This window comes from Chamaesiphon sp., from assembly GCF_041738855.1.
In the GTDB taxonomy this organism is placed as follows: domain Bacteria; phylum Cyanobacteriota; class Cyanobacteriia; order Cyanobacteriales; family Chamaesiphonaceae; genus Chamaesiphon.
In genome coordinates this window covers 1-13,527 of the sequence record NZ_JBGSPA010000120.1, presented here as the reverse complement: position 1 = coordinate 13,527, position 13,527 = coordinate 1, and the positions used below count along the sequence as shown (strand labels likewise).

Here is a 13,527-nt window from a genome sequence, read left to right as displayed (position 1 = left end):
CTCGCGCTCCTCGGCTTTGCCGAGGGATTAGCGAGACAAGACAGCGGCTCGCGCTCCTCGGCTTTGCCGAGGGATTAGCGAGACAAGACAGCGGCTCGCGCTCCTCGGCTTTGCCGAGGGATTAGCGAGACAAGACAGCGGCTCGCGCTCCTCGGCTTTGCCGAGGGATTAGCGAGACAAGACAGCGCACCAAGCAGGCTTGAGGGAGCGGGCTTTAGGAAATATAGGTAAATGCGCCACTGTTAATATTTACCAAGCTGGGTGATATTCCATATTGTCTAATCTCAACATCTGCAAACTATGCCAATTACCTAATAGCTAAAACCTAAAACCTAATAGCTAAAAAACACCAAAAGCCTGCAAGGTTGCGCTAAACCGTCGGAGAACAAAGGCGTACGCGCATCCGCTAAAACCTAAAGCCTAAAGCCCAACACTTAACACCTAATTTATGACTCGTTTCAGCGGCATCCTACTTCATCCCACCTCATTGCCCAGCCAGTTCGGGATTGGCGATATGGGTGAAAATGCGTATAAATTTATTGACTTTTTGCACGATACCAACCAGAAATATTGGCAGATTTTACCATTGGGGCCGACAGGTTATGGTAATTCACCCTACATGTGTTATTCGGCGATCGCGGGCAATCCATTATTAATCAGTCCATTTAAACTCTTAGAGGATGACTTACTCGCTGCCACAGATTTAGAAAATCTCCCGAACTTTCCGACTCATCGTGTCGATTTTGCCCTGACGATCGCAGTTAAAACTAAGCTATTTCACATCGCCTTCGAGCGATTTCAGTCATTCGCAGATTCAGACCAAAAAACCGATTTCGACCACTTCTGTCAAAGTCAGGTGTATTGGTTGGATGATTATGCCTTATTTATGGCATTGCGCGAAGCACATGATGGTAAAAGCTGGCATCAATGGGAGCGAGATCTCGTCAAGCGCGAACCGATTGCCCTCATTCACTGGCAAAACCAACTCAAGCCCCAAATTAGTTATCATAAATTTATTCAGTTCAAGTTTTTTGAACAGTGGTCGGCGGTAAGAGAATATGCTCGAGATCGCCATGTGGAAATCATCGGTGATATTCCAATCTATGTCGCTCACGATAGTGCTGATGTCTGGGCAAATCAAGAATTCTTTGAACTCGATCCCGAAACTGGAGCCGCAGCCCTCATGGCTGGCGTACCACCCGACTACTTTAGCGAAACCGGACAATTGTGGGGCAATCCAGTCTACAACTGGGAAAAATTAGCTCATACCCAATTTAATTGGTGGATTCAAAGATTTGAATCGCTCCTCAAACTGGTGGATGTCATTCGCGTCGATCACTTTCGTGGTTTCCAAGCATTTTGGGCTGTAGAGCAGGGTGAAACTACAGCTATGAATGGGCAATGGATCAAAGCTCCAGGTGCAGATTTATTTAATACCATTCAACAAAAATGGGGACATTTACCGATTTTGGCTGAAGATTTGGGCGTAATTACCCCCGACGTGGAAGCTCTGCGCGATCAGTTCGGTTTTCCAGGGATGAAAATCATCCAATTTGCCTTCGGTTCGGATAATGGCAACCCCTTTTTACCATTCAATCACGCACCCAATTTTGTTGTTTACACGGGTACCCATGACAATGATACTAGTGTGGGTTGGTTTGAGAAACTAGAAGGTGTCGAACGCGATCGATTCCTATTGTATTCCGGTGGGATTTGTGCGGCTGGCGTACATTGGGATCTGATCCGATTGGCGATGACTTCCGTTGCTCATCTGGCGATCTTCCCGCTCCAAGATGTCTTGGGTTTGGGAGGTGCGGCGCGGATGAATTTTCCAGGTATGGCTGAGGGCAATTGGGAATGGCGATACGATCCAACAGTGCTCAATGAGACGCTAGCACTACGCTTGAAAAATCTCACCCTCATCTGCGGACGCGGTAGTAATTAAATTTGTCCAAAGCAGCTCGTAGGTTGGGTTGCGCTATCGCTTAACCCAACTCACACACGAGCACCCTTAAAATGTTGGGTTGCGCGGGCTGCTACCCAACCTCCGATCTACGATCGTTGTGACCGCAGCAACTCGTTAAGCACCGAGGTCAGACGATGGCAGCGAACAGACTTCCATCGCTTGAATCAAGCCATCCTCAATGGTGAAACGGTGACCAACGTGCTCATCGGCAAGCACGGCACCGACCAGATCGCGCACGACCTGATGCACCTCAACCAAGACCTGCTTGGCGTTCTCAGAGTAAAAGGCAATCGGCTCGACGTGTCCATCGATCTCGCTCCACTGCTCTGTCCAGTAGGCGCGGATTTCTTCAGGCCCACGCACAAAGCCGCCTTTGAATGCTCTCGGCCAGGTCACGTCGGGACTCATGAGGGTGAGGGCTTTATCAATGTCACGCGCGTTGAAGGCTGCATACGCTGCGCGTAGCAGATCGATTTCTGGTACAGGTTGATTTGGCATAAAAGGTAAGTAAAGGAGATGGAACGAATTTTCTCCCTTCGATGGGGATGCTCGCGACGATCGTCTGTTGTGGACACCCCTACAATAGTCTTAACCGTAACGTGCCGTCTCATCCAATGCTGCTAAAATTATCCTCATCCTGCTGGGGATGTGAAATCTTGACTGGGTTAAAGCCGATGGTGAATCATCCAACCGCCACACTCGATCTGACAAACCAACAACAAGCAGCGCGAGTGCTGCCACAAACACCCCTAGTAGCTAGCTATGATACGGGATGGAAAGGGCTAACCTTCACCCACTACTGCCATCCTCCCCACAAAACAATGGAGCATTGTCTTCTACAACATTCACTGGTAATCACAGACTCCAAAAGTTGCTTTCAGGCAGAGCGTCATTTGGACGGCAAATTTAAACACTACGCCCACGGCAACGGGCGCGTGGATATTATCCCAGCATTTCTAAGTCATTGGACCAACTGGGATCGGGAAGTCGAATTTTCGGTAATTGCGATTTGTCCAACATTGCTGCATCAAACCACTCAGGAATTGATGCAGCGTGAAATAGAGCTGACGCCACAGTTGGCGATCGACGATCTGGTCATCCAACAATTAGCCCTCGCGCTCAAGCTGGAAATCCAAACGGGTTGTATGTCTGGCAGGTTGTATGGCGAGTTATTGGGAACAGCACTGGCTGCTCGGTTGGTGCAGAACTATGCAGTCAGCAAATCTGTGCTGGAGTTCAAAACCAATGGTTTGTCCCAGTCACAGTTGGCGCGCGTCATTGATTACATTAAGGCGAATTTGACCCAAGATTTATCGATTTTGGACTTGGCGACTCTGACTGGCATGAGCCAATCCCACTTTAGCCGCTCCTTTAAGCAATCGGTGGGAATTGCACCCTATCAGTATTTGATGCAACAACGTGTGGAACGAGCCAAGCAATTACTGGCAAAGCGATCGATCGCAATTAGCACCATTGCCCTAGATTGCGGCTTTGCAAATCAAACTCATCTCACAAAAGTCTTCCGTCAGATGACAGGAATGACACCCAAAGCTTATCAAAAGTGACGATCCAAAGTGGATTTTGGGGTCACATTTCAATTGGGTTACGTAGATCGATCCTGGCAGGGGATGGGGTGGAATGATAACAGGCTCACCACTTTGTATATACTGAGTTATGAGCCTGAAAATAAAAGCTGTTACCATCCCCATCTCTGAAGCTAGGAATCTGTATTATAATGTCTTTTTCTAAAATCTTAATCGCCAATCGGGGCGAAATCGCGCTCAGAATTATTCGTACCTGTGGCGAGATGGGGATCGGTACAGTTGCGGTGCATTCGACGATCGATCGCAAAGCACTTCACGTTCAACTCGCCGATGAAGCAGTCTGTATCGGCGAACCAATTGGGAGCAAGAGCTATCTCAATATCCCCAATATTATCTCCGCCGCCCTGACTCGCAATGCGACAGCCATCCACCCAGGCTATGGATTTCTGGCGGAAAACGCCCGCTTTGCTGAAATCTGTGCCGACCATCATCTCACCTTTATCGGCCCGTCACCAGCCGCCATGCGGGCGATGGGCGACAAATCCACCGCCAAAGAGACGATGAAGCGCGTCGGCGTACCGACAGTACCTGGTAGCGATGGACTTCTCGCCGATGCCGATGAAGCTCTCAAAATTGCAGGTGAGATCGGTTATCCCGTGATGCTCAAAGCCACTGCTGGCGGTGGCGGACGCGGAATGCGACTAGTTCGCGAAGCCGCAGATTTAATCCGGTTATATCATGCCGCCCAAGGCGAAGCCGAAGCCGCATTCGGCAATGGTGGCGTCTATGTCGAGAAATTTATCGAATGTCCGCGCCATATCGAGTTCCAGATCCTCGCTGACAATTATGGCAACGTCATCCACCTCGGCGAACGCGACTGCTCGATCCAACGCCGCCATCAGAAGTTATTAGAAGAAGCTCCTAGTCCCGCCTTAACCCCCGAACTTCGCCAGAAAATGGGTGCTGCCGCGATCGCCGCCGCCAAATCGATCGATTATGCTGGAGTAGGCACAGTCGAGTTTCTACTGGACAAACACGGTGATTTCTACTTCATGGAAATGAACACCCGCATCCAAGTCGAACATCCCGTCACCGAAATGATTACCGGATTGGATCTGATCGCCGAGCAAATCAAAGTCGCCCAAGGTGAGAAACTCTCCCTCACTCAATCACAAGTAGTACTAAAAGGACACTCGATCGAATGTCGCGTCAATGCCGAAGATCCCGATCGCAACTTCCGCCCATCCCCAGGTAGAATCACTGGCTACCTCGCCCCAGGTGGCCCAGGAGTGCGGATCGATTCCCATGTCTACACAGATTATGATATTCCCCCCTTTTACGACTCCCTGATCGGCAAATTGATCGTCTGGGGGGTCGACCGCGATACCGCAATTCGCCGGATGCGCCGCGCTCTCCGTGAGTATGCAATTACTGGCGTACCCACCACGATCGATTTTCACCAACGTATCCTCGAACACCCCGATTTTATTAAGGGTGAAGTTTATACAAATTTTGTGGAGCAGATGGGGCTATGATTTAAATGATTAACTATGATGGGCTATGATTCGGTTATTAGTACGATGCGACGATCGGATGATTAATTGTGATTGAGTTATCAGTGCGCTCGGTTTGCTCTTATTCTACTCGCAGTTCATCATTCGATCGCCCTCAATCATCATCAGCGATCGCACTACCAACTTAATCATAGTCCATCATTCAATCATCCTTAATCACAGTCTGCTTTTCTTCATTACCCGCTTGAACTGTAAGCTCCGGCTGCCAAAATTAATTAGCAGTCCGATCTCTGTACCAGAAGCTTCCAAATAATTAATTGCTTGGGCTAGGTGTGCATCGTCCATCTGAATCACCGCCTTGAGTTCTAGCATCACCTTTTCCTCAACAAAGAAATCGACTCGCCTCGTGCCAATGTGCGAGCCTTTATAATAAATTTGCATCACAAACTCGCGCTGAAAACTCAAGCCTTGATGCTGCATTTCGAGTGCCAACGCTCGCTGATAAATTACCTCTTGAAAACCATTGCCCAGATACCGATGCACCTCCATCGCGCAACCAATCACCTTTCCAGTAATATCCGAATACTGATACGACTTTCCACCAACTTCACCCATACACCATCATCCTTATCACAATCGATCGCGCAGTCATCGCATCACACCAGCAACCCGATCGTAGCCCATTATTATAGTTAATCATTTAAACCACAATCGGTTGCGCAGTCATCGCATCACACCAGCAACCTAATCATAGTCCATCATAGTTAATCATTTAAATCATAGTCTAGTTCCTCCTGCAACAACTGCTTATAAATCCCTGTTAATTTAGGTGTGATCGAATTAGTTTCGATCCCATAACCCAAACTCGTCCAAGTACTCGACAATCGTCGCCGTACCTGGTCCAAATCTCCACCTTTTAATAACTGAGAAATATTGACACGCCAGAATTGCTCATCACTGAGCCAAGCATGAACCACTGCATCTTGATATTCTGGCTCGAAACTATAAGCACACTGAAAAACAAAGAACATACAATCAGGACGCGGATGATATTTCTTCGCCATTGTTGCCCAAGTGGTATTTATCATCTGATAGCGTCCCGCTGCGGTGGAGCAATTATTCAGATTTGGCCCACTAGTAATCCGAATACACCGCTCTGGATGTCGATCGAGATTTGGCGCATAACTACCGCCATAGATTACCGAATAGGGCTGACGATCGCTAGCTTCACTCGCTGAGATCGTCCGCATCAATGCGCGAATGTAGGGATCGCCGCCAGTCATCACCAATGGCGGATGGCGGTTGGGATCGAAGGTGGGACTCTGACTCTGACGACGGAATGATTGGCGCACTAGCAAGATTAGGCAGAGCGAAAAGATACCACCGATCGCAATTGCGATCGGTCTTACACGTTTGATTTTGAGGATGTCCATGTCAGATTGATAACTAAGGATCGGGAAGGAAGGGGATCGTAATTGGTAACCCAATCATGACCGATCTCAAGTTACTATCCCCCCCATAACTACACACTTGCGAACAGATCTTCCCAACTTTTTGCCACCGCTGTCGGTGCGCTGACAATTTCTAAGACCTTGTTGCGAGATTGTGGGTTGGTGAGTGACTCAACGCACACCTGAGCCACCTTTTGTCTAGGTATACTACCATCAAAGAGGGTATCCGCTCCCGACATGACAATCGGGTTGGGATTATCTTCATTTTTGAGTCCGCCGGGACGGACGATCGTGTAGTTGAGTCCACTAGTTTTGAGATACTGTTCGGCTTGTTGTTTCCACCACAAGATCAACCAAAACAGATTGAGTGGGTGAAAAAACTTCGATACGCACAGCGATGAGACAAAGACAAACTGCTCGATATTGTGAGATTTGGCGGCATTTACCAGATTTTTGGTGCCCTCAAAATCAACCTGATACGGGCCAGTTGGGTCTAGACTGGGTTTAGCTCCCGTAGCGCAGAGGATGACAGTGCTATCGCCGAGCGCGGTAATGATGCTGTCTGGGTTGAGGACATCGCCGACAACTAATTCCACCCCCGCAGGTAGAATGGTGCGAGCCTTGTCGATGTCTCTCACCATCGCCCGTACGGGGATCTCCCGCTTGACTAGTTCTTGGACGATCCGTCGTCCAGTTTCTCCGGTCGCGCCTGCTACAAATGCTTTCATTAAGTTTTGGTTAGAATAAACTTTAGGTTTAATGCTCTTACTACTTATGTTAAATATAGAAACAATCAAACGGGGATCTTTCGTCAGGAAATTGACAGATCTACTAGCCGATCGCTAATATCCTAGACAATATTCGACTCTTAGCCTCGCCATCAGCACATGGCAGTTGGACAAGGATGACCATTTCAAATTACCAGTTCCGAATAATTAATTTAAATTTTCCGGTTCTCATCAGCAACAGCTTGTAAATAGATCTTAGCGGTCAGTGCATTTTCACCAACACCACACAGTCAGCATATCAACAAAGATAACAGAGGCGATGCCAGTAACAACACTAGCGAAAAACAGCGAAAAACAGAGTTCGAGCGTGATGAATCCTGAATTAGAACGGCAAGATCTGGTGTCCGTAGCGGCAAAGCAACTTGCACCCTTCTGCTTTAGCTATCGCTTCACTGATGCCATGTTGATGGGAGCAGATGTCCAAACTGTCAGCACATATCTCGACGCTCATCAGGGCTGGTTTACGCGCTGCGCTCACCCGATGCAAGCCAACGCCCTCGGTAAAAATGGTTACGATCTCACGATCGGTCGGTTTGATTCGTTTGGTTACGTCGTCGAACCCAAGATCGGCTTGGAGTTATTACCCCACGATTGTGGTACATATCGCATCCAGACTGTCGAAATCCCCGATTACTGTCCCCCTGGGTATGAAGTGAGTTTCAATGCCCAGATGCACCTGGTAGAGACCGTATGTGGCGATCGCTTGGGCACCAAGATCGATTGGGATCTCGATTTGCATGTGTATATCCAGTTTCCCAAGTTTATTTATAAGTTACCTACTGGCGTGATTCAGGGTACTGGCGATCGACTCCTCAAACAAATTGTCAACCGCGTCTCAAAACAGTTGACTCACAAGGTTCAGCAAGATTTTCATGGCAACTTGGGTCTGAAAATTCCTAAGGTTTAGATCCGTGAGGATCGTCAAAACAGCGGTAGGGATAATCCATGAACTACCCTCTACCCTCTAATCAGACTGACTCGCCCAGTGATTGGCAACCTCTAGAGCCGCCGCTACTACCCGAAAATGCTCATCTTGTTGGAGTCTGGCGATCGTCGCCTTTGTCACAGGATTTTGGAGGCTTTGGAGCGCGATTGTCGCCCGCCAGCGATTGCGCCAAGCGGGATCGTTACACAATTCCAAAAGTAACGAGAGAGCGCGTTCTCCTCCTGGGGAGTTGAGTAAATGCCCTAGAGCCAAAATGCCTACTTCTTGCACCGATTGAGTCTCATCAGCGATCGCTAGTTCGGCAGTAACGAGCAGCTCGGCGTGATAATTGGTACCGAGCAATAAGGAGATGATACTTTGGCGAACTAGCCAATTCTGAGTATTTTTAAATAAATTTACCAACAACGGGATCGCGCGATCGCCAAAATCAAAGATCGAATTCGCCGCTTCCCCCATTACATTGGGATCGAGGTCGTTGGCAATCGCGCCTGCCAATAGTTGAAACGACTCCTCCACCCGATGATTGCCCAAACCCATTACCGCAACTCGCCGCTGCATAAAGTCGCTCGACTTTAACAATCGGGCGAGAATCGGTACCGCTACATCGGCGGGAACCTGTGCGAGCCTGTCTAATGCCACTTTTTGCTTATTTAGTGCGCGTTCGCGCAAATCTCGCTCGATCTGCTCCAAATCCAGCGGTAATTCATCATGCTCAGACATATATCAATTATCAATTATTAACGATCGACTAATTCAAGGCATCCATTCTACGCCAATCCCAACGCGACTATCATAGTTTTCCTTAGCATTTTGTTGCTGAATATCCGTAGAGAACCGGAGATGATTGGTGATGGCATAGCCAACGGATAATGTGGTCAATCCTGTTTCGGTACCACTGCCCAAACCGACCCAGCTTTGACTCAGAGCGATATCTGCACCGCCGCCACGCGAGGGAATGAGCATCAATTTCAGGCCGAGATTGAGACCATCACGACTGTACTTATCGGTTTGGAGATGCCGAAAACCGACTAGTGGCGTGATATTGATATAGCCGCCCAAAGGTAAGAGATAGTATTGAGCATCGGCACCGTAAGCACTGCGGTTGCCATTGAAAGTAGCATGGTAGTTGGCACTAGCAGAGAAGCCACTCCGACCAAAGAAGACATCATCGACAGCTAAATGGAATCCGCCTGTTTGTCCAGTGGAGGGATATTGGGAGTAGCCAACTTTGACCCGCGTCCGAAAACTGGGGGCATTTTTGATGTCACTCATCACATCGGGAATCCCCTGGAGCCATTTTTGCAAGACGGGGCTGCCATTAATAATTTCGGGACTGAGATCGATGGAGTTAGTGGCTGGCTGAGTCTCAGGTTGAGCGGGAGCTTGAGCGACGAGATTGGCTCCTCGCTGATTGGGACTCCATGTGGCTGGATCTGGTAGTGAATTGGGGGCAGCGGCGAGACTTGGTAAGCTTTGCCCCCAGTAGGCTAGAGAGATCGCCGTACTAACCAATGTTTGGTACAAACGCCCCAGACTCAGACTGCGATCGTGTAGGTTTAGCAATTTACTTTAGTGGCGATCGCCTTGCGGCACGCTGGTGCGACCTGAATACTGTCATATTTTAGCATTGGGATGAGAGTTTGACGGTTTAGTCTGGGGTATTGGTGGTGATTGAGTTAGTGGAAATGGCGTTGAAATTATCGGGTGGCGACAAGTCACCATGAGTTGTGGTAGTGACTCTATCATCGCTAGAATCGAGAATCGATCGACGATTGCGGCGAGTGAGGCTGTGGCGATAGCGGGAGGCGATCGCGTCTTGAGCTTGATAGCAGTAAGCTGCAATGATAAACCATCCTCCAAACCAAGATTTGGCTTCAAAGCCATAGCCGTGGAGATTACATAGCAAAGTTTCAGAGATCGAACCCCAGGCTGGATTGCCACAGATGCCCAAACTGTGCGTGAATAGTTCGATCGAGCCAAAGGAGATCGCGATCGTCATTGTGGCACAAACCCCCGCCCACAATGCCTGGATGTGGGGATACCATCTCGCTGGCGATTGGTGCCAAATAAACCAACTCCAGTGAAATAAGAACGCAAAGAATAAACTAGGAAGTAATAAATTTATTGTCATTGAGAGGATACCAAGGGGGTATTGATACTCATCAACGATCGCCTTGACTGAAAAATGCCAGCTCGCACCTAAAAAATTACCAACAGGTAACCCAAAAGGCAATAGAATTAAAGTCTGAATCCAAGCTTTGCGCTTGGGTAAAAAAGTTTCTAGTCGGAACCCTCGATTGCGTCCATTTGCCAATGCTTCGATATTTTGATTTGTCATAATTACTGCACCCTCGATCCGATCGAGCTATCTACCCTTAATTTTATAATTCCCGCTCGATTGATACATGTATCGATCGCTAGTTAACAAATTACTCGCTAACTACGATTTCATTGCACCCATATTTGCTCGATGCCACCACAGCACTGAGCGTTACCAAATAATTAATAAAATATGTATTTATACTTAATTCGGCACGGTATTGCAGTGGAACCAGATCCACTAGCATTAGACCCAATGGCTGATGACGAAGCGCGATCTCTCACTAAATTAGGACGTAAAAAAGTCGAACAAGTTGCCGATAAATTAGCTAAACTAGACCTGAAATTTGAGCTAATCATCACTAGTCCTTTAGTCCGCGCCCACCAAACTACGGCGATCTTCATCGCCAAACAACTCAGCCCTAATTTGGAGGTATCTCCAGAGTTGAAACCCAGTGGCAATCTAGTGAAGTGGTTGCAGGAATGGGATGCTAGACCTACCGGAACTAACATCACCCATCTAGCTTTGTGTGGGCATGAGCCTAATTTGAGTGAGTGGGCTGAATTATTAATATATGGTCAAGTTTGCCACAAATTAATTCTCAAAAAGGGTGGAATTATCGGCTTAAAATTTGCTAACGATCGGATCGCGATCGGTACCGCTCAACTTTGGTGCTTACTGCCACCGAAATTCATTATTTAGCACCTAGCACTACCTAAAAAATCGATCGAGAGTAAAATACTACTCTCGATCGATTTAAATCACTAATTCAGTTGGAGATGATTAGAACAGGAAAGTAGTTCTGACAACACCAATCAACGCACTATTGTTGGTAACTTGGTCGGGAGAAGTGAGGTAGATCAGACCAGGCGTAATCGAGATGTTGTCACTGAATTTATACTTGTAGAAACCCTCGAAGTGTAATGGAACGCTACCAATACCACCGACATAAGGTTCTGCACCCACAAATAAACCAGCGAGACCACCTTTGCCATCGACATCAGGGAACGATACGCCTGCGCCATAGCTCCAAATATTGTCAGTTGTGCCACCTCTGTTGGCATTTGTGGTCATTGCAAAACCATTGACAGCGAGTTTTTCGCTGGCTTTATAAACAAATCCCAACCCAAAGGAATTGGCAGTAGTCCGACCACCAGGGCTAGTAAGAGCCAAATTATTGGCTTGAGGAGTACCGACAATTACGCCAGTACCATTAAAGATACTGCCATTGTGAGAACTGTTGATGTAGGTTACGCCAGCTTCCAATTGAGGGCTGAGCTTGAAGTTAAGCTGACCGAACAGGGAATTGTCCGTACCAAACAACCCACCGGTTACAGGAGGTGTATTCGCAGGGCTATTGGCGTTAAATGCAAAGTAACCGAGGGATACAGATGCCAGTCCAGTATCAGCAATCGGGATAGTTGCCCCTACACCACTACCACCACCGATCTTGTAGATCGGACTAGATTCTGCAAAAGCAGACAGCGCACCGCTAGCTCCACTGAAATCATCAAAATTGGAGCCGTAGCTAGGTGCATAGTCTACTTGGAGCGCATTAAAAGCTGCTACATAGACATTGGTATTGGCGACAGGGAACTGATACGCCAGCCAATCAACAGCAACGGAATTATTACCACCAGTTTCAACCACCTGACCGCCCACAGTGCTGGGGCTGTTGAAGGTAGGGCCAAGGGATGGTTGGTTCCCAGTAGCTAGACGTGTCCAGAGGATATCTTTGCCAGTGAAGCTACTTTGAAATAATAACCGAACGCGATCGCCCACGATGACATTGCTGGAACTGGCACCACTTAAAGCACTAGTTAGGTTAAAAACTGCTTCACCTTTGAGTTTGGTGGTGGTGGAAAACTGGTTGGCTTGAAGTTGGGCGACTTTTTTGTCGGTGACGACCAGACGAGCGTCGATTTCGGTCAATTGAGCGCGATACTCTTGAGTCAATCTTTTGAGGACTTCAAGATCTTCGCGGGTGACACTACCAGGCTGCTGCGCGAGGAGGGGTTCGACTGCGACCAAACACGTATTTAAACCGCGCGCAAATTCAATTTGAGAGACGGGTCGATTGTTGAGGTTGGGATTACAACCATACTTGGTAGCGACGCCTTGAAGTGCTGTATACTGCCAGTCGCCAGGGTTGATGACCTCAGCGGTGGCACCATCAGTAAAATCTCTAAGTGGCTTGGCGGTGGGGGTAATGTCAGCAACTTTGACAGGTGTAGAGCCGCTAGAATCGATCGAGCTTGAGTCTGCGGGGGTACCTGTAGCAGCTACAGTACCGACGTTGTTACTCCTTGGTGTCGCCATTACCCCAGTGGATAATAAGACAGTAATACCCAAAACAATGGGGCTAATTAATACAGATTTCCAAAATGCTGATGACATTTGGGTAGTTCTCCTCACGGTTAGATTTATGGTGTTCAACTCGATCTAGACTGGCGATCGGGTGGGCAGAGGTTAATTGCAGATCTCGACCTGGGAGATCGAGACCTTAACCTTATTTGGCAAGTGCCGCAACCTGATTGAGCGATCGTCAATACTATTCGGAACATAGCTTAATCGTCTTGCCAGATCTAATACTGATAATCACGATACAGTTAGCCGATTTAATGGGCGGTCGAGGTGACCATCATTATAAGATGCAACTATTGGGATCGAATTAGCTTTATCGGCTTTGGCGTCAAAATTAAGTAGCAATTTCGGAATAAATAGTAACGATCGATACAAGTAATACGGATAATGAGAGCTTAATCAAGACATGCCAATCGGCAATTTCCGCATCTTCATAACCTTAAAATACCCAAAATAGTCACGAAATCGATATTTGGGTGCAACTCACCATCCAGTAGACTTCCTGCGAAAGTCAGGTTTTAGGTTTTAGGCTTTAGGCTTTAGGGGAAGATATGGACGAAAACAGCGGTGCGCTCCCTTGGAGGTTTCCTCCGCATGAAGGCGCAACAAGACAACACTAGCAAAGATTTTGTTT

13 protein-coding genes are annotated in these 13,527 nt (G+C 47.8%); 5 read left to right on the top strand and 8 right to left on the bottom strand.

Annotated elements, in window-relative coordinates; all coding sequences use genetic code 11:
* The first annotated feature begins 448 nt into the window (after positions 1-448).
* Entirely contained in the window at positions 449-1,945 is a 1,497-nt protein-coding gene (malQ, locus tag ACEW9I_RS11215; protein WP_373540424.1) for a 4-alpha-glucanotransferase, read from the top strand.
* Positions 1,946-2,080: 135 nt separating this feature from the next.
* Here the strand turns inward: malQ and ACEW9I_RS11210 are convergent, their stop codons facing one another.
* Positions 2,081-2,464: a nuclear transport factor 2 family protein gene (locus ACEW9I_RS11210; protein ID WP_373540423.1), complete on the bottom strand. Its 384-nt coding sequence runs from the start codon at positions 2,462-2,464 to the stop codon at positions 2,081-2,083.
* A 176-nt stretch (positions 2,465-2,640) separates the two neighbouring features.
* Here ACEW9I_RS11210 and ACEW9I_RS11205 point away from each other — a divergent pair, with 176 nt between their 5' ends.
* Together ACEW9I_RS11205 and accC are read left to right on the top strand one after the other, a co-directional pair.
* A complete protein-coding gene (locus ACEW9I_RS11205) occupies positions 2,641-3,531 on the top strand; it encodes a helix-turn-helix domain-containing protein (protein ID WP_373540422.1) in 891 nt (296 codons plus the stop codon).
* Positions 3,532-3,701: 170 nt separating this feature from the next.
* Positions 3,702-5,045, top strand: coding sequence for an acetyl-CoA carboxylase biotin carboxylase subunit (accC, locus tag ACEW9I_RS11200; protein WP_373540421.1), 1,344 nt, complete (start codon positions 3,702-3,704; stop codon positions 5,043-5,045).
* A 195-nt stretch (positions 5,046-5,240) separates the two neighbouring features.
* Here the strand turns inward: accC and ACEW9I_RS11195 are convergent, their stop codons facing one another.
* From ACEW9I_RS11195 to ACEW9I_RS11185, 3 genes are all read right to left on the bottom strand, one after another.
* A complete protein-coding gene (locus tag ACEW9I_RS11195; protein ID WP_373540420.1) occupies positions 5,241-5,639 on the bottom strand; it encodes a GxxExxY protein in 399 nt (132 codons plus the stop codon).
* Positions 5,640-5,788: 149 nt separating this feature from the next.
* Positions 5,789-6,457: a muramidase gene (locus ACEW9I_RS11190; RefSeq protein ID WP_373540419.1), complete on the bottom strand. Its 669-nt coding sequence runs from the start codon at positions 6,455-6,457 to the stop codon at positions 5,789-5,791.
* An 89-nt stretch (positions 6,458-6,546) separates the two neighbouring features.
* Positions 6,547-7,203, bottom strand: a complete 657-nt coding sequence (locus ACEW9I_RS11185; protein ID WP_373540418.1) for an SDR family oxidoreductase — start codon at positions 7,201-7,203, stop codon at positions 6,547-6,549.
* Between the two features lie 319 nt (positions 7,204-7,522).
* On the opposite strand from ACEW9I_RS11185, the gene ACEW9I_RS11180 reads away from it, so the two are divergent.
* The gene (locus tag ACEW9I_RS11180; protein ID WP_373540417.1) at positions 7,523-8,170 is read left to right on the top strand and encodes a DUF1997 domain-containing protein; all 648 of its coding nucleotides are present in this window, start codon (positions 7,523-7,525) and stop codon (positions 8,168-8,170) included.
* Between the two features lie 57 nt (positions 8,171-8,227).
* Here the strand turns inward: ACEW9I_RS11180 and ACEW9I_RS11175 are convergent, their stop codons facing one another.
* From ACEW9I_RS11175 to ACEW9I_RS11165, 3 genes are all read right to left on the bottom strand, one after another.
* Positions 8,228-8,929, bottom strand: a complete 702-nt coding sequence (locus ACEW9I_RS11175) for a HEAT repeat domain-containing protein (protein ID WP_373540416.1) — start codon at positions 8,927-8,929, stop codon at positions 8,228-8,230.
* Between the two features lie 33 nt (positions 8,930-8,962).
* A complete protein-coding gene (locus tag ACEW9I_RS11170) occupies positions 8,963-9,772 on the bottom strand; it encodes a hypothetical protein (protein ID WP_373540415.1) in 810 nt (269 codons plus the stop codon).
* An 85-nt stretch (positions 9,773-9,857) separates the two neighbouring features.
* Positions 9,858-10,547: a hypothetical protein gene (locus ACEW9I_RS11165; RefSeq protein WP_373540414.1), complete on the bottom strand. Its 690-nt coding sequence runs from the start codon at positions 10,545-10,547 to the stop codon at positions 9,858-9,860.
* Positions 10,548-10,721: 174 nt separating this feature from the next.
* Here ACEW9I_RS11165 and sixA point away from each other — a divergent pair, with 174 nt between their 5' ends.
* Positions 10,722-11,231, top strand: a complete 510-nt coding sequence (gene sixA / locus ACEW9I_RS11160; protein ID WP_373540413.1) for a phosphohistidine phosphatase SixA — start codon at positions 10,722-10,724, stop codon at positions 11,229-11,231.
* Positions 11,232-11,312: 81 nt separating this feature from the next.
* On the opposite strand, the gene ACEW9I_RS11155 is transcribed toward sixA, so the two are convergent.
* Positions 11,313-12,926, bottom strand: a complete 1,614-nt coding sequence (locus ACEW9I_RS11155) for an iron uptake porin (protein ID WP_373540412.1) — start codon at positions 12,924-12,926, stop codon at positions 11,313-11,315.
* Positions 12,927-13,527: the final 601 nt, after the last annotated feature.